The sequence below is a fragment of the Leisingera sp. NJS204 genome, assembly GCF_004123675.1.
In the GTDB taxonomy this organism is placed as follows: Bacteria; Pseudomonadota; Alphaproteobacteria; order Rhodobacterales; family Rhodobacteraceae; genus Leisingera.
The window spans coordinates 4,129,709-4,148,648 of record NZ_CP035417.1 but is presented as its reverse complement, the minus strand read 5'-3'; the positions used below and the strand labels follow the sequence as shown (position 1 = coordinate 4,148,648).

The window sequence follows — 18,940 nt, the reverse complement described above, 5'->3', positions numbered from 1 at the left end:
CTCCTCCCAGCAGCCTAGGGGCGGCTCCGCAAAAGGATTATCCAAAATGCGCAAAATAGCGCAGCCTGCCATGATTGCCTGACCGGGTAACCGTGTTAGGCTGCGCCAATGACTACGCAACAGGCATCAACCAGGCGCGAGCCCTTGCGCGCGTGGCGGCAATTCCACAGCCGCGACATTGATGAGGCCCGCTCGCTTGTCGCGCAAAAATTCTGCGATCACCGGCTGGAACCGGCGGGGCTGGCCCGTGGCTTTGGTACCCGCCACAACCACGTCTGCGGACAGCACCTCTCTCTAAATTACCTCAGCTATGGATCCACCGTGCAGATCGACCCCGGTGAGCTGCAGGATTTCTATCTGGTGCAGGTACCGGTCAGCGGCCATGCGCAAGTGGCCAACGGAGCAGAAACCGAGGTTTCGGACTGCCGCGTTGCCACTGTGCTGAACCCGACACGGGCCACCCGGATGACCTGGCATTCCGATTGCCGGATGCTGCTTATGCAGATCGACCGGAAAGCTTTGCATGAAATCGCGGAACGCGCTGCCGGGCTTACTCTGGCCGAAGCGGTGATTTTCAACACAGCCGTTCCCGTCTCAAAAGGGCCATTGCACCGTTGGGCACGTCAATTTGCCGCCTGTGTCCACGCCACTGACGCGCAGGCAGGGTTCGGCACCTGGAGCCGCCTGCAGCAAAGCTTGATCGAAGAGCAGCTGATCCTGGGCTTCCTGACCTATCAGCAAAGCAACATCTGCCATCTTCTGTCACCGCGGACAGCGGCCGGCAGCAGCCATCAGATCCGCCGTGCACGGGACTTCATTCACACGCATGCAGGAGATCCTGTAACCGTTTTAGAAATAGCCGCCGCAGCAGGATGCAGTATCCGCAGCCTGCAAACCGGATTCCGTCAGACTTTTGGTTTGACGCCGGTGGCGTACCTGCGCGATTTACGGCTGGATCTGGCTCGCTATCTTCTGTTGTCCCGGCCTCCTGAAACGCCGGTCAGCAGCATTGCATATGACTGCGGCTTTTCTCACTTAGGTCGGTTTTCCCAGCACTACCGCGACCGGTTTGGCGAGCTGCCCAGCACTACCTGCGCTGTACGGGGAAAACCAGAAAAACCCGCAGGTTCCCCACTTGCGCGGTATTCAAGCAGCGTTTAAACGGGCAGCATTGTTTTCCGCTACAGGCAGAAAACGGCGCCGGTGTAGCTCAGCTGGTAGAGCACGTCATTCGTAATGATGGGGTCGTAGGTTCGAGTCCTATCACCGGCACCAAAAAACCCTCCTGAAAAGCCCAGATAGTTCTGCCATTCTCGTCAGAAGCCTTGCCTCTGCTGGTCGTTGGCGGCTGAAGCAAAAGCGGCATCGGCATGAGAGTCGAGATATTCGCGCACCGCGCGAGGCGCATCTTTGGGATCAGCCGCTCGGGCCTCCCAATCTTCGGGATGGCTGGAGTTCTGCTTCTGAACGTCTGTAGTGATCAAGCTCGCATCCACCGCAAAACCCTGACCGCCGGCGAGCCCTTCGCCCATGCAGCGCGCGACCGTCGTTTCAAATACATGGTGCAGCAGACCGCCTTCCCGGAAGCGACCATGGCGGTTCTTGGAGAAGGTCGAATGATCCGGAATGTTACCGGTCGGATCCTGGCGGAAAAATCAGCGATATGCCAGATTCAAATGCACTTCTTCACAAAGGCGCCGTTCAGAGCGAATGCCGAAGCAGTAACCAACCAACAGCATGCGGATCAACAGTTCTGGATCAATAGAGGGGCGGCCTGTATGGTTGTAGAAATCTGCCAAATGCGCACGGATACTGCTCAGACCGTCAAAGCGATCAATCGAACGCAGCAGGTGGTTTTGAGGAACATGACCCTCCAACGAGAACTCATAAAACAGCGCAGTTTGTGCTTCCTGCTTCGGTCCCATCATCGCACAATCCTCCTGCCAGCACGAAGATTGAAGCAGCGATGATCCCCCAATCAAGGAGGAGTTTTTCAACGAAATCCAGACCCTGCTGATGGGGTGGATGACCCCTGCTCCAACCGGCGTCGTAAGGCGCCATAGTGCAGGTGTGATTGCCTGCTTACGAGAGGAGCCACCCAATGCAAGTTGCAACAATCGGAGTCGATCTCGCCAAGAACATTTTTCAGGTTCACGGGATCACGGAATGTGACGAGGTCGCTTTTAACCGGCCTTTACGCCGGGCTCAGGCGCTGCCGTTCTTCGCGCGACTTGATCCTTGGCTTGTCGGCATGGAAGCCTGCTCCACAAGTCATTACTGGGCGCGTGAGTTAACCAGGCTGGGCCATGAGGTTCGGCTGATCCCGCCCAGGTACGTTAAACCCTATGTGAAGCTTGGAAAGTCAGACGCTATCGATGCCGAAGCAATCTGCGAAGCAGTTACTCGTCCCACGATGCGGTTTGTAGAGATTAAATCGGTCGACCAGCAGGCGCTGCTATCTCTGCATCGAGCGCGCAATCTCATGGTTCGTCAACGCACACAGTTGGTCAACGCCTTGCGCAGCATGCTGGCAGAGTTCGGCGTCTACATCGCCAGAGGCCTCACACGGCTCCTCAGTTTTGCGCAGGGCGTGCTGGCGCGTGCCGAACCGGGCCTGCCCGAGATCGCGCAAGACGTGGTCCATAATCTGTGCGGGCAGCTGCAAGTTCTGCACGGACAGGTGCGCCGGTATGAAGCCCGTCTGAGAGTTGAAGGCAAACGCGATGCCCGCGTCAGTCTATTGCAGACCATTCCGGGCGTTGGCGTGGTTACGGCCTCTGCGATCGCTGCGAGTATCGGCAGCGGGCACCAATTCAAGAACGGTCGCGAGTTTGCGGCGTGGCTTGGTTTGACGCCGGCCAATCGATCGAGCGGAGGAAAGGAACGATTGGGTCGGATCACGAAGATGGGCGACCAATATCTGCGCCAACTGCTTGTAGTAGGAATGACCTCTCTGGTCAGGCAGACAAAATCCCACCCAGAACGGGCGAACAAATGGCTCGCCGCACTTTTGGAACGCAAGCCTGCGCGCTTGGCAACTGTCGCCATGGCGAACAAGACCGCAAGGATCGTCTGGGCGGTTTTGACAAAGAACAAGCCATACATGCCGAGAACCCTCTGAAAGGGCCTGATAACAGCGAGATAGCAAGACCTACGAAGTGATGGTGCAAAAGTCAGCCGTAAAAACCAGGACACCCCGCCGAACGGCACGGGCACAATAGCCCGCATTGCTGATAGGGACCTGGTTTACGGAACCCTTCAGGGCCAGCGGCCGAAGCCGCGCAAACAGGCCGGACACATGACTGCTTCTGACAATGGCGCAAATCACCTCAAAAATGTCTTGCTATGCAGGGACCATCCACACATGCCGTTCGCCGCTACTGCGAGGTTTCCGCTGCGTCCGCGCGTGCCGCATTGCAATGCATTCAGTACCGGCGTCACACACCTGCTTGGGCCGGCTGATGACAAGCCCCTTCAACAGCCAGGGCCAGGCCTCATACTGTGTATGTTTCTTGCCATCATGATGGCCTTGCTCACAAGCCGATCCGCCTTAGGAACTGGCGGAATTCCACGGCCACTTCGTCTTAACTTGTGCAATATACGGTCGTGATTATTGAAGTCCGGGTTTTGCCAGGCAGGCCGGTCCATTTTTGTTTGACGCTGCCTGCGACTCCGCTTATACGCCGGTCCCACGACACCTGCCCAGGTGGCGGAATTGGTAGACGCGCTAGCTTCAGGTGCTAGTGTTCGTAAGGACGTGGAGGTTCGAGTCCTCTCCTGGGCACCATCCCCCGAAAAAATGCACTTCGTTCCAGCCCGGAACTCGCCGCTTCCTCGGGTTTGCTTGTTTCTGCAGGCTGATGGCCGCCCATCACTGAGAGCTAAAGGAACGGCAGGAAATCCCGCCATTCCTTGCTATATATGCTGTCTCAATTAGGCTCTTTGATCTGCTCCTGGGACTCAGACACTGGTTCCTGACCGGATTCCAGAACCTCAGCCTCTTCCACAGCCTCCGAGGCCTTTTCTTCCGGCGCGCCAGTAATCAGCGGCAGCATATGTGCTGCTGCAAGGCTGGCAACTTCCGGTGTTTCCGGCCGCTTCCAGGAGAGGGTGTCAAAGCTGGCGCAATGCTCGCAAACCGGCGCCCATTCCGCGTGAATATGGTTGCAGCTATCACAGACCCATTGCGGCCCGCGCGGAGAGGTCAGTGCCTTGGCCAGCCAGCCCTGAACAACCTTGTCACCGGCACCTTCGCCGCGCTCAATCGCAGCCATCAGCGTCAACCCGCGGGCGTCGGGTGCACGCTCGGCCAGATCATTCAGCCAGCGGCGGGCTTCGGGGAAGTCTTCGGCGACAATGTTCAGTTCGGCCATCATCAGCCGGGTCTCGTCATCCTGCGGTTTGAGCCGGGCCAGCTGATCAAAACGTTTGACGCGCTCGGCGGCGCTTTCCTCCGGCTCGATTTCTGCAAAAGCATGGGCCAGATCGGGATGCGGCTGGGTTTCCCAGGTCTTTTTCAACAGCCGGGCCGCCGGGCGTTTCTTGCCCTTGGCGATATATGCACGGGCGGCCATTGCCGCGGCAGGCACGAGATCCGGCGACAATCGGTTGGCTTCGATTGCCTGCTCCTGCTGCTCGACCGTCGCGCCTTCGTCCAGGATTCCCTTGGAGGCCGACAGCGCCAGCACCGCATCACGGCGTTTGAATAGATCGCGCGGCAGGGTGCCGGTCTTGAGCTTGGTGGACAGTGTCTTGCGGGCACCGGCCCAATCCTCGGCCTGGGCTTGCAGACGTAAAAGCGTATCCTGCACTTCCTCATGTTTGGGACGCAGAGCCAGTGCTTTCTCGGCCAGCTGGAGGGCTGTCTCCGTGTCGCCTTCGGACAGCTTCTGCTTCATGATCCCGCGCACACCGACAAAGCGGGTCGGCTGGTTCGACAGCAGCCGCTTATAGGCTTCGGCCGCTTTGCGAGTGTCGCCGCTCATCTCCGCGGCCTGTGCCACCAGCAGATCCGTCAGATCCGGTTTTTGCAGGTATTTCTCGGCCCGCGCCGCCTTGGCCAGCGCCAGACGCCCCTCGCCTGAGGCAAGCGCCATCAGACCATCGGCCAGCGCCTGATAGCCTTTGCGCTCGCGCCCCTTGTCCCAATACCGTGACAAGGCGGTTTCATCACCATTCAAAAAATGCAGCGTGGCAACCAGAAGCGACAGCAGCTTAAGGAATAGCCAGACTCCAAAGACCAGTACGCCCAGCGCAATCACCGATTGCAGCGCACTCAGAGTATATTCAGTGCCGGCTACGGTGATCTGCACCCCGCCGGCAGTTTCCATCAGCAGACCCGCGCCAAATGCCAGAAGCGCGATAATCGCGACGAAAACGAGGATCTTCAACAACGACCAGAGCATGGCGGCTTCCTTATTTGGCTTGCAGGCTTTGGGCCAGATCAGTGGCGGCAGTCACGGCTGCCACCCGCGCATTTGCAGCGGCTTCCCAGCTGGACAGGGCAGCGCGGGCAGTGGCGGACAGGGCAGAAAGTTCTGCCAATGCTTCCTGCAGCTTGCCCGCGGCCACAGCCGCTTCGGCGCGGGACAGGACCGCATCCGTATCGTCCCCGTCCCTCGGAGTGACAGAGCGGGCACCCAGATGGCGGTTCACGTAATCCAGCAGGCCGCTGCCGTCCTTTGTCTCCTCGCGGGCAGAGGCCAGCGCCTCGCGGGCAGCCGGGGCGAACCCGTCCCGCAAGGCAGACAGCGAGGCTACTCCGCTCTCCGCAGGACCGGACAAGGCTGCCGGAACATCAACGCCGAGGGTGGCAAGCTCCTGCACGCTGGCCGCATAGCTGTTACCGGTGTCCAAGGCAGAACGCAGCTGCGCCAGCTGCGTCTGGGCGCTGGCAATCCGCGCGGCGTCAGCACTTGCCGCGTCCATAGCCTGGGCGTCTGCCAGCATCTGTTCGACTTCGGAACGCTGCGCAGCCAAGCTGTCTTGCAGCTTGCCCAGCTCAGCTTCAAACGCAGCGACAGCTTCGGGCGAGGCGCCTTCCAGCGGCCGGGTTTCCAGCGCGGCAACGCGGGCGGTCAAAGTCTCCAGATCCGCACGCAGCACCGCATCCGGGGCCTGCGCGGTTTTCAGCGGTTCGATGTCGGCGGCAAGAGCTTGGACCTGCGCAGTAAGGGGCGATATGTCCGGGGGCTGGCTGGCCTCAACCTGCTGCTTCAGCGCGGCCAAAGACGCCTGCAGGTCCGACTGGCCGGTTTCCAGAGCCGTCAAATCTGTGCCCCGGTTTTGCAATGAAGCCGGCAGAACGCTATCAAGCCAGCCGCCCTGGCCGACGACAAACCCAATGACCGCAGCCACGACGCCACCCAGCACAGCTGAGCCGAATCCACCGCGCTTCTCTACCACCCGTTCGATTTCGCGGGGCGGCTCTGCGTGAGCAACTGGCTCCACAGTTTCAAAGGCGGCCTTTTCTTCCGGAGCCGCCTCCCAGTCAGAAGCCGCAATTTCGGTCTCGGTCTCGGTCTCGGTCTCGGTCTCGGTCTCGGTCTCGGTCTCGGTCTCGGTCTCGGTCTCGGTCTCGGAAACTGCGAACTCCGTATCCTGAGAATCGTCAACCGTTTCGGCGGCGCTTTCGTCAATCACATCCTGTTGAAGCGCTTCAGCGGTGCCTTCAACCGGTTGGGATTCACCGGGGCCAGGCTCAATCACGTCTTCCGGATTTTTCTTGTCAGCCACGCCGGCCTCCCCCTCGATTCCTAAAATACATTCCTGCGAACACGCCGGACACTACTCTGCGCGCCCCTTGCCCTCAAGCCGGGACAGCTGGGCTGCGGCATCAAAGACAGCCTCTGCCATGGCTTGGGCATCAGGTTCCTTACTTACGCGCAACACCTTGCAATTCAAGCTTTTCAATGGTTCTGCAACAGCCTGGCTCAGCGCAATCAGGTGCAAATGCGCAGCATCCCCGCATTGACTGGCAAAATGACTCGCCGTTCTGGGAGAGAAAAGCGGCACGATCACATCTTTCTGCGCAGAAAGCACCGCCTGCGCCTCCTCTGACAACGATAGAAGAACCTGATCATACACGGTTTGCGCACGGCAGGGGATACCGCCATCAGTAAGCCGCCGCGCAATCCCGCCCCGCGCATGGGCGCCCCGGAGATGCAACAGCGGTGCTTCCGGCGGCTGTTGCAGCATTCTTTCGACCAATTCATCCGCGCATTGCCCCAGGCTCACCGCCTGCCAGCCGGCCTCTGCCGCAGCCTTGGCCGTGCGCTCACCGACACAAAAAGCCGGCAGGCGCGCCGCAGTTTCACGTGAAGCGGCTTCCACCCCGTTAGCCGAAGTGAAGATCACGCCTTTCATTCTGCCCAGGCTGATCTGCGCCTGTATTAGCCGGATCTGCATCAGCGGCGCATATATCACTTGCAGCCCGGCACGGGCTTCTTGGGGCAGCCCGGCCACAAACCGCTCTGCCGCCGCCAGCGGGCGTGTCATCAGCAAAGGCACCATCGCGGGCTCCCGGGATTGTTTGCAATCCGCTTAGGTGGTAGCCCCGGCGGCAAAGCGATGCAACGGTAAGGCCATGACAAAGACCCTGACAATTCTGGGGCTGGAGAGCAGCTGTGACGATACCGCCGCCGCGGTGGTGCGGCAATCGGAGGGCGCCCAGCCCGAGGTTCTGTCTTCGGTCGTGTTCGGCCAGGCCGAGCTGCACAGTGCCTTTGGCGGCGTGGTGCCTGAGATTGCTGCCCGTGCCCACGCCGAGAAACTAGACATTTGCGTGCTGGATGCTCTGGCTGGCGCCGGGCTGACCTTGAAAGACATTGATGCGGTCGCCGTGACGGCCGGCCCCGGGCTGATCGGCGGAGTGATGTCAGGCGTCATGTGCGCCAAGGGGATTGCTGCCGCCACCGGCCTGCCGCTGGTGGGCGTGAACCATCTGGCAGGCCATGCATTGACGCCGCGGCTGACAGACGGGATTGCCTACCCTTACCTGATGCTGCTGGTCTCTGGCGGGCACTGCCAATACTTGCTGGTGCGCGGGCCTGAGGATTTCACCCGCCTCGGCGGCACCATAGACGACGCCCCGGGCGAAGCATTTGACAAGACCGCCCGCCTGCTGGGCCTGCCGCAACCGGGCGGACCCGCCGTGCAGGCAGAGGCTGAAAACGGCGATCCCAAGCGCTACCGCTTTCCCCGCCCCTTGCTGGACCGGCCGGATTGCAACTTGTCCTTTTCAGGCCTGAAAACTGCATTGATGCGGATGCGTGACCAAATCGCGTCGGAAAAAGGCGGCCTTACCCGGCAGAACCGGGCCGATCTGTGCGCCGGTTTCCAGGCCGCTGTAGTCGACACATTGGCCGAAAAAACCCGCCGCGCTATCCGCCTGTATCTGGAAGAGCATCCTGCGCAACCAACCGTGGCCGTTGCCGGCGGCGTTGCAGCCAATACCGCCATTCGCGCCGCATTAGAGACTGTTTGCGCCGAGGCAGGCGCCGCCTTTACCGCTCCGCCGCTGCAGCTGTGCACTGATAACGCCGCGATGATCGCCTATGCCGGGCTGGAACGGTTCAAGGCGGGCGCCCGCGACGGGCTGGACCTGACCGCCCGCCCCCGCTGGCCACTGGATCAAAGCAGCCCGGCACTGATCGGATCGGGCCGAAAGGGAGCCAAGGCATGAGCATTTCTGTACTGGGATCCGGCGCCTTCGGCACAGCTTTGGCAATCTCACTGGCAGGCAATGGACCGGTAACCCTGTGGGCGCGCAACGCGATGAAAGCTCAGGCAATGCAGGACAGCCGCCGCAACGGCACCCGGCTGCCAGGCGTTGAACTGCCCAAGAACCTTTTGATCACATCCAACATCGGGAAAGCCTGCGAGTCCGGTGTCCTGCTGCTGGCGGTACCGATGCAAACGCTGCGCGGCGCCTTGGAACAGCACAAGGATCACTTGACTGGAAAGACACTTGTCGCTTGCTGCAAGGGGATCGAGCTGGACTCTGGCCTCGGCCCGGTGGCGGTCATCCAGGAAGTTCTCCCGAATGTCAGCGCAGCGCTGCTGACGGGGCCGAGCTTTGCCGCGGATATTGCGCGCGGGCTGCCAACCGCTCTAACCCTTGCCTGCAACGACCCAGCGCAGGGCAAGGCACTGCAGGAGCAACTGACCACCGCCAACTTGCGGCTCTACCGCACGACGGACACCATTGGCGCAGAAATCGGCGGCGCTTTGAAAAACGTGATGGCAATTGCCTGCGGAGCGGTCATCGGGGCCGGGTTGGGCGACAGTGCCCGCGCCGCGCTGATGACGCGCGGGTATGCTGAAATGCAACGCCTGGCGCTGGCCAGCGGTGCAAAATCTGAAACTCTGGCCGGGCTTTCGGGCTTTGGTGATCTGACATTGACCTGCAGTTCCGACCTGTCCCGAAACTACCGCCTGGGGCTTTCCATTGGCCGGGAGGAGGATTTCGACTCCACCATCACGGTCGAAGGGGCAGCCACCGCGCGGGCGGTCGCGGAGCAGGCGCAGAGGATGAATTTGGACATGCCGGTCACGCTCACGGTAACCAATTTGCTCGATCAGCGCTTGACGATCAGCGAAGCAGCGGCACATTTGCTTAAAAGACCACTAAAAGAGGAATAAAATGCTCATCGCATTGATTGCCCGTGACAAGCCCGGCCACTTGCAGACCCGTCTCGACAACCGCGACGCCCATCTGGCCTATATCAACGACACCGGTGCCGTAGCGCAGGCAGGTCCGCTGCTGGATCAGGATGGCAATATGGCCGGTTCCCTGGTTATTCTGGATGTCGAAGACATGGCTGCAGGCGAGGCATGGGCGGCAAGCGACCCATACAACAAGGCCGGCCTGTTTGAAGCTGTGGAATTGATCACCTGGAAAAAGGTCATCGGCTGATGCGCTACTGGCTGTTCAAATCCGAACCCTCTACCTGGGGCTGGGACAACCAGGTCTCCAAAGGGGATGCGGGTGAAGAATGGGACGGCGTGCGCAATTACCAGGCGCGCAATTTCATGCGCGAAATGAAGATCGGCGACCGCGGTTTTTTCTATCATTCGCAGAAAGAAAAATCCGTGGTCGGCATTGTTGAGGTCTGCGCCGAGGCCCATCCTGACAGCACCACCGAAGACGACCGCTGGGAGTGCGTCGACATCAAAGCGGTGCGGCCTTTTGCTAAGCCGGTTTCATTGGACCAGATTAAGTCCGACCCGCAGCTGGAAGAAATGGTATTGGTCAAGAACTCCCGCCTGTCTGTGCAGCCGGTGAGCGGCGCGGAATGGGCCACCATCTGCGCGCTGGGGGAGACAGATCCCAGCTGATCTGCCAATCTGTTCCTAAATGGCTGAAACCATTGAGGAGAACAGCATGGAATTCATAAGTGTGATCGCGGCGGCTGCGGCAGCATTTGCGCTGGGGGCAGGATATTACGGCGCCCTCGCCAAACCATGGGTCGAGGCCGCTGGTGTTGAATGTGATGAAGACGGAAAACCGAAGGGCGGTCAGAGCCCGATGATTTTTGCGATGGCTTTTCTCTTGCAGCTGATCGTTGTTGGCATGATGCGCCATGTATTCACCCTGTCCGGCATCGAAACCCTGGGCGCGGGCCTGATTGGCGGTGCAGGTGTCGGACTGTTCTTCATCAGCCCCTGGATTGCCTTGAACAACATGTATGGGATGCGGCCGGTGAAGCTGACGCTGATTGATGGCGGCTATGCGACGCTGGCCTGCGCAATTGCTGGCTTGGTGCTGAGCCTGTTCTGAATTGAAAAAGGGAAGGACCTGAGGACAATCAGGACCTTCCCTTCCACCCCGCGTGCTCCACTATCCACCACACGCGTTTGAAAATCTGGTACCTGGCCGTCCTGGCCGGTGTCTTATATGTAGCTCTTTGAAACACGATTCCGCAAATCAATAACCCTGACAATGCGAGCTAAATCAGCGACGCTGGCAGCCGGGAACAAAATACCGGGTCTCATTGCGGAAACTGTGAAGCCTCTTGACAGATCGCAATATTATTTAACATTATAGTTAAATAATAGGATTACCAGTCAGGAAAGGCACGCAATGCCTGTAAGCATCCCCAACGAGAGCGCCGCCTACCGCACAGCCCGCAATGAACTGTTGCAAGCTGAGCTCGCTTTGCGCGCGCAAACCGAAAAAGTTGCCGCCCTGCGACGGGCTTTGCCTGCCGGCGGGCGGGTTGCAGAGACTTATGTATTCCGCAGCACAAGCGGCGCTTCGGCATCCCTGCTGGACCTGTTCGGCCAGCACAGTACCCTAGCCGTTTATTCCCTGATGTACGGGCCGGACAGCGAGGCCGCCTGCCCGATGTGTGCAGCGATTCTGGATGGCTGGCGCGGGCAAGTGTCCCATGTGCAGGCGCGCTTGGGGTTCGCGGTTGTCGCGCAATCATCGCCGGAACGGCTTGCAGCACTGCAGATCGCAAAGGGCTGGCAGGATCTGCCGCTCTATTCTGCTGCGGGTAGCAGCTATCAGCAGGACTATTTGGGTGAAAGCAGCGAGGGCGCGCAGCTGCCGATGCTGCATGTCTTTACCCGATCAGACGGTGGCATCCGGCATTTCTGGGGATCGGAGATGCTCTTTGAGCCCAGCCCCTGGCAGCCGCGCCATGTCGATGCGCTGTGGCCGATGTGGAACCTGTTCGACCTCACCCCTGAGGGGCGCGGCGACCATATGCCCAGCCAGCTCTGACCCACGGTCCGGCAACAAAAAAAGCGCCGCCGGATTGCTCCGGCGGCACTGATTTTTTTGAAAAGAGGAACCGCTTAATAGCGGTAATGCTCAGGCTTGAACGGGCCTTCGGGCTTGACGCCGATATAGGCCGCCTGCTCAGAGCTCAGCTGGGTCAGCTTAACGCCGATGCGGCCCAGGTGCAGGCGGGCGACTTTCTCGTCCAGATGCTTGGGCAGAATGTAGACATCGTTGTTGTAATGGTCGCCGCGGGTCCACAGCTCCATCTGGGCCAGCACCTGGTTGGTGAACGAGGCCGACATCACGAAACTTGGATGGCCAGTGGCGTTGCCAAGGTTCAACAGGCGCCCTTCGGACAGCAGGATCATGCGGTTGCCCGAAGGCATCTCGATCATGTCGACCTGTTCTTTGATGTTGGTCCATTTGTGGTTCTTCAGCGCGGCAACCTGGATTTCGTTGTCGAAATGGCCGATGTTGCCGACAATCGCCATGTCCTTCATCTCGCGCATGTGCTCGATGCGGATCACGTCCTTGTTGCCGGTGGTGGTGATGAAGATATCGGCGGAACCGACTTCCTCTTCCAGCAGCACCACTTCAAAACCGTCCATCGCGGCCTGCAGGGCGCAGATCGGGTCCGCTTCGGTGACCTTAACCCGGGCGCCTGCACCGCGCAGAGAGGCGGCAGAGCCCTTGCCCACGTCGCCGTAACCGCAGACCACAGCGACCTTACCGGCCATCATGGTGTCAGTGGCCCGGCGGATGCCGTCAACCAGCGATTCCTTGCAGCCGTATTTGTTGTCGAACTTCGACTTGGTGACCGAGTCATTCACGTTGATCGCCGGGAACGGCAGCTGGCCGTTCTTCTGCAGATCATAGAGACGGTGGACGCCGGTGGTGGTTTCCTCGGACACACCCAGGATCGCATCGCGGGTCTTGGTGAACCAGCCCGGGGATGCTTCCATGCGCTTCTGGATCTGCACCTTGATGACCGCTTCTTCTTCGGACTGCGGCACGGGAATAATATCCTCGCCCGCTTCGGCACGCGCGCCCAGCAGAACATAAAGGGTGGCATCGCCGCCATCGTCGAGGATCAGGTTGGGGCCTTCCTCGAACATGAAGGATTTATCCAAATAATCCCAATGCTCTTCCAGCGACTGGCCCTTGATCGCAAAGACCGGAATGCCTGCTTCGGCAATCGCCGCGGCAGCGTGGTCCTGGGTCGAGAAGATGTTGCACGACGCCCAGCGCACATCGGCACCCAGCGCCACCAGCGTCTCAATAAGCACAGCCGTCTGGATGGTCATATGCAGCGAGCCGACAATGCGCGCGCCTTTCAGCGGTTTGCTTTCGCCGTATTCCGCGCGCAGGGACATCAGTCCCGGCATTTCGGTTTCGGCGATGTCCAGCTCTTTGCGGCCGAACCCGGCCAGCGCGATGTCCTTGACGATATAATCCCCGGCCATTGCCAGCTCCAATCCAGTTGCAAGTACAGTTGCAGGAGGGCCTAGCACTGCAATTGTTGATATTCAACGAAGATACCCGCAGCCGGAGCTTATGGCCCTGGCTTTTTATGGTGGAGCAGGCTGTTGGGGGGAGCCTGTCAGGCGGCCAATGTCAGCTTGGCGTGCCTGGGTCCGGCGTTTTTCCCGAAATGTGGAAGAATGAGGAACCGGTCGCAACAACGCAACTGACCCCGTTCGCATGTGTGACCAGAACCGTAAAAGTTCCGGTTTCATCCGATGACCAGACCTCGATCACAGTGGCCTCAGGACGGCTTTTCTGCAACCCGCCGGCGGTCAGCCGCTCGGAGTATCCGCTTTCCAGCTTTTGGGTCATGACCTCGCGGTCGCCGCAGCTGGCTGCCAAGGCTGGCGGCGCCGTCGCTGCCATACCGAACAACAGAGAAATACCAAGAAGACGCTTAAACATGACAAACTCCTTTCCATTGCGTGTCACGTCACGAAAAGGGGTTGCCGCAGAGAGGGGGCGGTGCCCCTTGTATACCTATAATATTGGGCCGCGCAGTGCCCGTTTCAAACTCACAAGCCATAAACACTCCGTTTTTGCCTGTGTTCAGGCATCCGGCAGCCAAACCCGGCAAGCATTGCCCGGTTGCCGCGCAACGGTTAGTCAAAGGGGTAAGTGCAGCGACAGGAAACCCTCATGCCCGCAAAACCCGCCCGCGCATGGCAGCGCATGCTGTCCGGCCGCCGCCTGGATCTGCTGGACCCGACACCGGTGGACATCGAGATCGAGGATATCGCCCATGGGCTGGCATTTGTTGCCCGCTGGAATGGTCAAACAATGGGGGATTTTGCCTATTCCGTGGCTGAACATTCGCTGCTGGTTGAGGACCTTTTCACCCGGATGAACCCAAAGGCGCCGGTCAAGTGGCGGCTGGCAGCGCTGCTGCATGATGCGCCGGAATATGTGATCGGGGATATGATCTCTCCGGTCAAAGCTGCGGTGGGGCCGGGATATGGCGAGTTGGACTTGCGGCTGACGGCAGCCATTCACCTGCGGTTTGGTCTGCCCGCTGCCTTGCCCAAGACTGTGAAGGCGCAAATCAAGCGGGCCGACAAGATCAGCGCCTGGATGGAAGCGGTGCAGATCGCCGGTTTTTCAGAGAAAGAGGCCAGCCGCTATTTCGGACGTCCAAAGCCGGAAACCGTCGAGGGTTTCAATATCGTTCTGCGCCCGCCACTGGAAACCCGGGTGGCTTTTTTAGGCCGCCACTCGGAATTGATGAAGCAGCACTGAGCTTTAGCGCGGGCTGCGTTTGGCCAGGATACGCTGCAGGGTGCGGCGGTGCATGTTCAGCCGCCGTGCGGTTTCCGAGACATTTCGGTCGCACAGCTCATAGATCCGCTGGATATGTTCCCAGCGCACCCGGTCGGCGCTCATCGGGTTTTCCGGCGGCGGCGGCAGCACATCCTCGTTGGCCAGCAAAGCGTTCATGATGTCGGTGGCATCGGCCGGCTTGGACAGGTAATCTGTCGCACCGATCTTGACCGCTGCGACAGCCGTGGCGATGGCGCCATAGCCGGTCAGCACCACAACGCGGCTATCCGGGCGTTTTTCCCGCAGCACTTCGACCACATCCAGACCATTGCCGTCTTCCAGCCGCAGATCCACCACCGCAAAGGCCGGCGGGCGGGCCGTTGCAATGGCACTGCCTGCGGCAACCGACCCCGCGGTCTCTACTGAGAAGCCGCGCTTTTCCATTGCCTTGGCCAGACGCCGCAGAAACGGCTCGTCATCATCAACCAGCAGCAGTGTCTTGTCGGGTCCAATATCCTGCAGAGCAGTTTCGGCCATGCCCGGTCCTCCGCGAAGTTTTTGTCTGTTAACGCAAGAATATGTCCGGGCAGGGGGAAAGGTCAAACAGCTATCCTGCCTCAGATTTTTTCGATGAAGCAGGCAGTCTTGTCGGCCATCTGCTCCGCCGTTTCATCGCGGCGGAAGAATTCCACAAAGCCGTCCTCGGGCAGCACCAGATAGGAAAAGGTCGAATGGTCGACGAGGTAGTAATCCTCGTCACCTTCGTTCTTCTTAAAGTAGGTCTTATACGCCTTGCTGGCGGCCTTCACCTGGTCCAGAGACCCGGTCAGACCGATCATCTTTTCATGCAGGTTTTCGGCGAAATCGCCAACAGCTTCAGGGGTGTCGCGGTCCGGGTCGATGGAAATGAACACCGGCGTCACGCTGATGCCGCGCTCTGCCAGCACATCGACCGCATCCGCGTTGCGGGCTGAATCCATCGGGCAGACGTCAGGACAGAAGGTGTAGCCGAAGTAGACAATCGACGGCTCGGTGATCACATCCTTATCGGTGACAGTCTCGCCCTTGGCATTGACCAGCTCGAACGCCCCGCCGATGGTATCGGTGCCGCCGGCGATCTGGCTGCTGCGGCACTGTGCGAATTTGTCGCCTCCAGCCCCTCCGCGGGTCATAAACCAGGCACCACCCACAAGGGCAGCAACAAAAGCAACAGCAAGAAGAGCATAGACGCGGGTCATGAGATCACACTTTTCGTAAGGGAAGGGTTGTTGATCGTTTGCGGCGCCAGACCTATCAAGAAATACAGCCGATGCAACTGGCGCACGGCGTCACATCTGCGGGAGCAACGAACCATATGAGCGATCGCATCTTCAGGCTGACAAGCGGCCAGGAACACAGCCACTGGATCCGGCTGCGGACCCTGATCCTGCTGCGATGGGTGGCCATTGCCGGACAGATCACCGCCATTGCCGTGGCGCAGTACCGCTTTAACCTGCAGTTGGAGCTGGGCCTGTGCTATCTGGCAATTGGCATTTCAGCCGCAGGCAATCTTATCGCCATCTTCGCTTTTCCGGAAAACAAACGCCTGACCGAGTTCGAGAACTTCCTGATGGTGCTGTTCGATCTTCTGCAGCTGGCCTTCCTGGTGTATCTGACCGGCGGGCTGAACAACCCCTTTGCCTTGCTGGTGCTGGGGCCGGTGACGATTTCCGCCGCCGTCATGGGGCTGCGCTCCACCCTGATCATCGGTGCCACCGCTGTCATTCTTGTCACCCTGATGGCAGAGTTCCACCTGCCACTGCGCACCGAACAAGGTTTCATCCTGCGCATTCCCGATGTGTTCATCTTCGGCAACTGGATCGCCATTGTCATCGCCATTCTGTTCATCGGCGCGTATTCCTTCCGGGTCAGCAACGAAATGCGCTCTATGTCGGATGCGCTCAGCGCCACCCAGCTGGCGCTGTCGCGCGAGCAAAAGCTGACCGATCTGGGCGGCGTGGTGGCGGCAGCGGCGCATGAGCTGGGCACACCGCTGGCCACCATAAAACTCGCCAGTGCCGAGCTGATCGAAGAGCTGGACGACCGCCCTGACCTGCGTGAAGATGCCGCGCTGATCCGTGAACAGGCCGACCGTTGCCGCGACATCCTGCGCGGCATGGGCCGGGTCGGCAATGACGATTTGCATTTGCGACAGGCGCCGTTTTCAACCCTGGTGACCGAAGCGGCAGAGCCGCACATGAACCGCGGCAAATCCGTCATCTACCATGAGGAGCCGCTGGAGGGAGGTGACTTCCAGCAGCCAACGGTGATGCGCAAGCCCGAGATCATCCACGGGTTGCGCAACCTGGTACAGAATGCAGTGGATTTCTCCCACTCCACCGTCTGGATAGATGCTGCCTGGAACAACGACCGGATCATTTTGCGGATCTGCGACGACGGCCAGGGATTTCCGCCGCATCTGCTGGGCCGAATTGGCGATCCGTTTGTGCGCCGCCGCCGAGGCGAAAACGAACTGAAGCAGCGGCCCGAGTACGAGGGCATGGGCCTGGGCCTGTTCATCGCCAAAACGCTGCTGCAGCGTACCGGTGCACAGTTGAGATTCGCCAATGGCGCAGACCCTTTCCAAACCCTCAGCCCCTACAGTGAACGGCGCGGCGCCATTGTCGAGGTTGCTTGGCCACGCAAAAAAATCGACGCCATGGCAGACGGCGGCCCTGTCATTGGGAAAAATATACCTTTAGAAATTTAACTATTCACTTTTGGGCAACCAATTAAACTTGATTTAACCATTATTAGGGAACCATGCGGGTAAACGAGAGCTGAACTGGGCAGGACGACATGCAGGACTTCGCTTCGATCGAATGGTTTGTACTGGCAGCGCTTTGTGCTGCAACCGCGGCGGCGGCGGTCTGGTGGCTGTCACCTGATCCGCGCCGCAATGGCATGGAACATGATCTGCTGGCCGGCGACGGCCGCACTGATGCGGTGTTCCTGTTTGACGAAAACAGCCTGATCGGCTGGTCTTCGGGCGCGCGAAAATTCATTGGCGACCAGGCGGAGAACTTTGACTGGGGCATGCTGCGCGACCAACTGGCCCGCAGCTACCCGGGCCTGCCGCAGTCACCGGGTTTCCTCAAGGATGTCGGCCCGCTCGTGCTTTCCGGCACCGCCTCCGCCGAAAGCCGCGAGGCGCATTGCGAATGGATCGACGGGGTCACCCGCGTGCAGCTGCGCCGCAGCACCTTGGAAGAACAGAACAAATCCCTGGATCAGGAACTGACCACCCTGCGCGCTGCCGTGCATCAGGCGCCCTACCCGGTCTGGCTGCAGTCGGAGGAGGGCAACGTTACTTGGTCCAACCTCGCTTATGACGACCTCAGCCAGAAGATCCGCGGCCGCAATGCCGACTTTGCCGAGCCGCTGTTCACCGATCTGCACGACCCGATGAACAGCGGCAAGCCGGAGCGGATCTACATCCCGCTGCCGGAAAGCAACAAAAAACTGTGGTATAACGTTTCCACCACAGAAACCGAAGCCGGCTGGCTGTGTCACGCGGTGGATGTGAATGCCGTGGTCGACGCCGAGGTTGCCCAGCGCAATTTCGTGCAGACTCTGGCCAAGACGTTTGCCCAGCTGTCGATCGGCCTTGCGATTTTTGACCGCAACCGCCAGCTGGTGCTGTTCAACCCGGTGCTGATCGACCTCACTGCCCTGCCCGCCAATTTCCTCAGCTCGCGGCCCAATCTTCTGACCTTCTTCGACCGCCTGCGCGACCAGCGGATGATGCCGGAACCCAAAAGCTATTCCAGCTGGCGCCACCAGATGGCCGACCTCTTGGAGGCCGCCGCTGAAGGCCGCTATCAGGAAACCTGGTCGCTGCCTTCGGGATCCGTTTACAAGGTTTCGGGCCGGCCGCACCCGGACGGCGCCATTGCCTTCCTGTTCGAAGACATCACCGCCGAGGTCACACTCACCCGCCAGTTCCGCTCAGAGCTTGAGATGGGCCAGTCAATCATGGACCAGATGGATGAGGCGATTACGGTCTTTGCCAGCGATGGCAGCATGACCTTCTCTAACAGTGCCTATGGCAGCCTCTGGTCAATGGACCCTGAGGCCAGCTTTGCCAAAGTCTCGATCATGGATGCCAGCCGGATCTGGCAGGACACCTGTGCGCCGACCCCTGTCTGGGGTGAGATCCGCGATTTTGTTGCCGGCGGAGACGGCCGCGAAGCCTGGTGGTCCCATGTCCAATTGCGTGATGGCACGCGCATGGTCTGCAAAGTCTCCGCAATTCAGAACGGTGCTACAATGGTCAGCTTCCGGGCACCGGAAACTGTGGCCTTGCCGGCAGGCCAGCAGCGCTTCCCCGCTATCAGCAAGGGCTAGGCCCGGAAACCGGCTTGCAGCAGACCGGCGGCGGCGCCATTC

The 18,940-nt window shown here is 59.9% G+C and carries 18 protein-coding genes, 2 tRNA genes and 1 pseudogene; 13 read left to right on the top strand and 8 right to left on the bottom strand.

Annotated features, from left to right (window positions below; all coding sequences use genetic code 11):
- Window positions 1-108: 108 nt before the first annotated feature.
- Together ETW24_RS20185 and ETW24_RS20180 are read left to right on the top strand one after the other, a co-directional pair.
- A complete protein-coding gene (locus tag ETW24_RS20185; protein ID WP_129372701.1) occupies window positions 109-1,161 on the top strand; it encodes an AraC family transcriptional regulator in 1,053 nt (350 codons plus the stop codon).
- 38 nt (window positions 1,162-1,199) lie between these two features.
- A tRNA-Thr gene (locus ETW24_RS20180) sits at window positions 1,200-1,275 on the top strand.
- Between the two features lie 68 nt (window positions 1,276-1,343).
- Here the strand turns inward: ETW24_RS20180 and ETW24_RS20175 are convergent.
- Window positions 1,344-1,928, bottom strand: a pseudogene (locus tag ETW24_RS20175) (transposase); the annotation flags it as partial.
- Window positions 1,929-2,101: 173 nt separating this feature from the next.
- Here ETW24_RS20175 and ETW24_RS20170 point away from each other — a divergent pair.
- Together ETW24_RS20170 and ETW24_RS20160 are read left to right on the top strand one after the other, a co-directional pair.
- A complete protein-coding gene (locus tag ETW24_RS20170; protein ID WP_129372700.1) occupies window positions 2,102-3,121 on the top strand; it encodes an IS110 family transposase in 1,020 nt (339 codons plus the stop codon).
- A 579-nt stretch (window positions 3,122-3,700) separates the two neighbouring features.
- A tRNA-Leu gene (locus tag ETW24_RS20160) sits at window positions 3,701-3,787 on the top strand.
- Window positions 3,788-3,929: 142 nt separating this feature from the next.
- Here ETW24_RS20160 and ETW24_RS20155 read toward each other — a convergent pair.
- From ETW24_RS20155 to ETW24_RS20145, 3 genes are read right to left on the bottom strand one after another with little or no spacing between them, the layout of a single operon-like run.
- Entirely contained in the window at window positions 3,930-5,405 is a 1,476-nt protein-coding gene (locus ETW24_RS20155) for a heme biosynthesis protein HemY (protein ID WP_129372699.1), read from the bottom strand.
- Window positions 5,406-5,415: 10 nt separating this feature from the next.
- Window positions 5,416-6,735: a hypothetical protein gene (locus ETW24_RS20150; RefSeq protein ID WP_129372698.1), complete on the bottom strand. Its 1,320-nt coding sequence runs from the start codon at window positions 6,733-6,735 to the stop codon at window positions 5,416-5,418.
- Between the two features lie 51 nt (window positions 6,736-6,786).
- Complete coding sequence (locus ETW24_RS20145; protein WP_254695657.1) at window positions 6,787-7,497, bottom strand: uroporphyrinogen-III synthase; 711 nt, start codon at window positions 7,495-7,497, stop codon at window positions 6,787-6,789.
- A gap of 88 nt (window positions 7,498-7,585) precedes the next feature.
- Between ETW24_RS20145 and tsaD the strand changes: the two genes are divergently transcribed.
- The 6 genes from tsaD to ETW24_RS20115 all read left to right on the top strand — a co-directional run bounded on the left by tsaD (window position 7,586) and on the right by ETW24_RS20115 (window position 11,731).
- Window positions 7,586-8,683: a tRNA (adenosine(37)-N6)-threonylcarbamoyltransferase complex transferase subunit TsaD gene (gene tsaD, locus ETW24_RS20140; protein ID WP_129372696.1), complete on the top strand. Its 1,098-nt coding sequence runs from the start codon at window positions 7,586-7,588 to the stop codon at window positions 8,681-8,683.
- Window positions 8,680-9,642 carry an NAD(P)H-dependent glycerol-3-phosphate dehydrogenase gene (locus ETW24_RS20135; protein WP_129372695.1) on the top strand — a complete coding sequence of 321 codons (963 nt, stop codon included), beginning with the start codon at window positions 8,680-8,682 and terminating at the stop codon, window positions 9,640-9,642. Before tsaD ends, ETW24_RS20135 begins: the two co-directional genes overlap by 4 nt.
- A gap of 1 nt (window position 9,643) precedes the next feature.
- On the top strand, window positions 9,644-9,916 hold the full coding sequence (locus ETW24_RS20130) for a YciI family protein (protein ID WP_027256944.1): 273 nt from the start codon (window positions 9,644-9,646) through the stop codon (window positions 9,914-9,916).
- On the top strand, window positions 9,916-10,338 hold the full coding sequence (locus ETW24_RS20125) for an EVE domain-containing protein (RefSeq protein ID WP_129372694.1): 423 nt from the start codon (window positions 9,916-9,918) through the stop codon (window positions 10,336-10,338). Before ETW24_RS20130 ends, ETW24_RS20125 begins: the two co-directional genes overlap by 1 nt.
- Before the next feature lie 46 nt (window positions 10,339-10,384).
- A complete protein-coding gene (locus ETW24_RS20120; RefSeq protein ID WP_129372693.1) occupies window positions 10,385-10,780 on the top strand; it encodes a DUF1761 domain-containing protein in 396 nt (131 codons plus the stop codon).
- A gap of 303 nt (window positions 10,781-11,083) precedes the next feature.
- Entirely contained in the window at window positions 11,084-11,731 is a 648-nt protein-coding gene (locus ETW24_RS20115; RefSeq protein ID WP_129372692.1) for a DUF899 family protein, read from the top strand.
- A gap of 74 nt (window positions 11,732-11,805) precedes the next feature.
- On the opposite strand, the gene ahcY is transcribed toward ETW24_RS20115, so the two are convergent.
- Together ahcY and ETW24_RS20105 are read right to left on the bottom strand one after the other, a co-directional pair.
- Window positions 11,806-13,194, bottom strand: a complete 1,389-nt coding sequence (ahcY, locus tag ETW24_RS20110; protein ID WP_129372691.1) for an adenosylhomocysteinase — start codon at window positions 13,192-13,194, stop codon at window positions 11,806-11,808.
- A gap of 151 nt (window positions 13,195-13,345) precedes the next feature.
- Entirely contained in the window at window positions 13,346-13,660 is a 315-nt protein-coding gene (locus tag ETW24_RS20105; RefSeq protein WP_129372690.1) for a hypothetical protein, read from the bottom strand.
- Window positions 13,661-13,894: 234 nt separating this feature from the next.
- On the opposite strand from ETW24_RS20105, the gene ETW24_RS20100 reads away from it, so the two are divergent.
- A complete protein-coding gene (locus ETW24_RS20100; protein ID WP_129372689.1) occupies window positions 13,895-14,491 on the top strand; it encodes an HD domain-containing protein in 597 nt (198 codons plus the stop codon).
- 3 nt (window positions 14,492-14,494) lie between these two features.
- Here the strand turns inward: ETW24_RS20100 and ETW24_RS20095 are convergent, their stop codons facing one another.
- Both ETW24_RS20095 and ETW24_RS20090 read right to left on the bottom strand, forming a co-directional pair.
- Complete coding sequence (locus ETW24_RS20095) at window positions 14,495-15,049, bottom strand: ActR/PrrA/RegA family redox response regulator transcription factor (protein ID WP_129372688.1); 555 nt, start codon at window positions 15,047-15,049, stop codon at window positions 14,495-14,497.
- 80 nt (window positions 15,050-15,129) lie between these two features.
- The gene (locus ETW24_RS20090) at window positions 15,130-15,750 is read right to left on the bottom strand and encodes an SCO family protein (RefSeq protein WP_129372687.1); all 621 of its coding nucleotides are present in this window, start codon (window positions 15,748-15,750) and stop codon (window positions 15,130-15,132) included.
- A 116-nt stretch (window positions 15,751-15,866) separates the two neighbouring features.
- On the opposite strand from ETW24_RS20090, the gene regB reads away from it, so the two are divergent.
- The gene (regB, locus tag ETW24_RS20085) at window positions 15,867-17,261 is read left to right on the top strand and encodes a sensor histidine kinase RegB (RefSeq protein WP_129372686.1); all 1,395 of its coding nucleotides are present in this window, start codon (window positions 15,867-15,869) and stop codon (window positions 17,259-17,261) included.
- 89 nt (window positions 17,262-17,350) lie between these two features.
- On the top strand, window positions 17,351-18,898 hold the full coding sequence (locus ETW24_RS20080) for a PAS-domain containing protein (RefSeq protein ID WP_129372685.1): 1,548 nt from the start codon (window positions 17,351-17,353) through the stop codon (window positions 18,896-18,898).
- Window positions 18,899-18,940: the final 42 nt, after the last annotated feature.

Coding starts and splice junctions, on each gene's coding strand:
- ETW24_RS20185 (WP_129372701.1), top strand. CDS start 109: ATGACTACGCAACAGGCATCAACCAGGCGCGAGCCCTTGCGCGCGTGG.
- ETW24_RS20170 (WP_129372700.1), top strand. CDS start 2,102: ATGCAAGTTGCAACAATCGGAGTCGATCTCGCCAAGAACATTTTTCAG.
- ETW24_RS20155 (WP_129372699.1), bottom strand. CDS start 5,405: ATGCTCTGGTCGTTGTTGAAGATCCTCGTTTTCGTCGCGATTATCGCG.
- ETW24_RS20145 (WP_254695657.1), bottom strand. CDS start 7,497: ATGACACGCCCGCTGGCGGCGGCAGAGCGGTTTGTGGCCGGGCTGCCC.
- tsaD (WP_129372696.1), top strand. CDS start 7,586: ATGACAAAGACCCTGACAATTCTGGGGCTGGAGAGCAGCTGTGACGAT.
- ETW24_RS20135 (WP_129372695.1), top strand. CDS start 8,680: ATGAGCATTTCTGTACTGGGATCCGGCGCCTTCGGCACAGCTTTGGCA.
- ETW24_RS20130 (WP_027256944.1), top strand. CDS start 9,644: ATGCTCATCGCATTGATTGCCCGTGACAAGCCCGGCCACTTGCAGACC.
- ETW24_RS20125 (WP_129372694.1), top strand. CDS start 9,916: ATGCGCTACTGGCTGTTCAAATCCGAACCCTCTACCTGGGGCTGGGAC.
- ETW24_RS20120 (WP_129372693.1), top strand. CDS start 10,385: ATGGAATTCATAAGTGTGATCGCGGCGGCTGCGGCAGCATTTGCGCTG.
- ETW24_RS20115 (WP_129372692.1), top strand. CDS start 11,084: ATGCCTGTAAGCATCCCCAACGAGAGCGCCGCCTACCGCACAGCCCGC.
- ahcY (WP_129372691.1), bottom strand. CDS start 13,194: ATGGCCGGGGATTATATCGTCAAGGACATCGCGCTGGCCGGGTTCGGC.
- ETW24_RS20105 (WP_129372690.1), bottom strand. CDS start 13,660: ATGTTTAAGCGTCTTCTTGGTATTTCTCTGTTGTTCGGTATGGCAGCG.
- ETW24_RS20100 (WP_129372689.1), top strand. CDS start 13,895: ATGCCCGCAAAACCCGCCCGCGCATGGCAGCGCATGCTGTCCGGCCGC.
- ETW24_RS20095 (WP_129372688.1), bottom strand. CDS start 15,049: ATGGCCGAAACTGCTCTGCAGGATATTGGACCCGACAAGACACTGCTG.
- ETW24_RS20090 (WP_129372687.1), bottom strand. CDS start 15,750: ATGACCCGCGTCTATGCTCTTCTTGCTGTTGCTTTTGTTGCTGCCCTT.
- regB (WP_129372686.1), top strand. CDS start 15,867: ATGAGCGATCGCATCTTCAGGCTGACAAGCGGCCAGGAACACAGCCAC.
- ETW24_RS20080 (WP_129372685.1), top strand. CDS start 17,351: ATGCAGGACTTCGCTTCGATCGAATGGTTTGTACTGGCAGCGCTTTGT.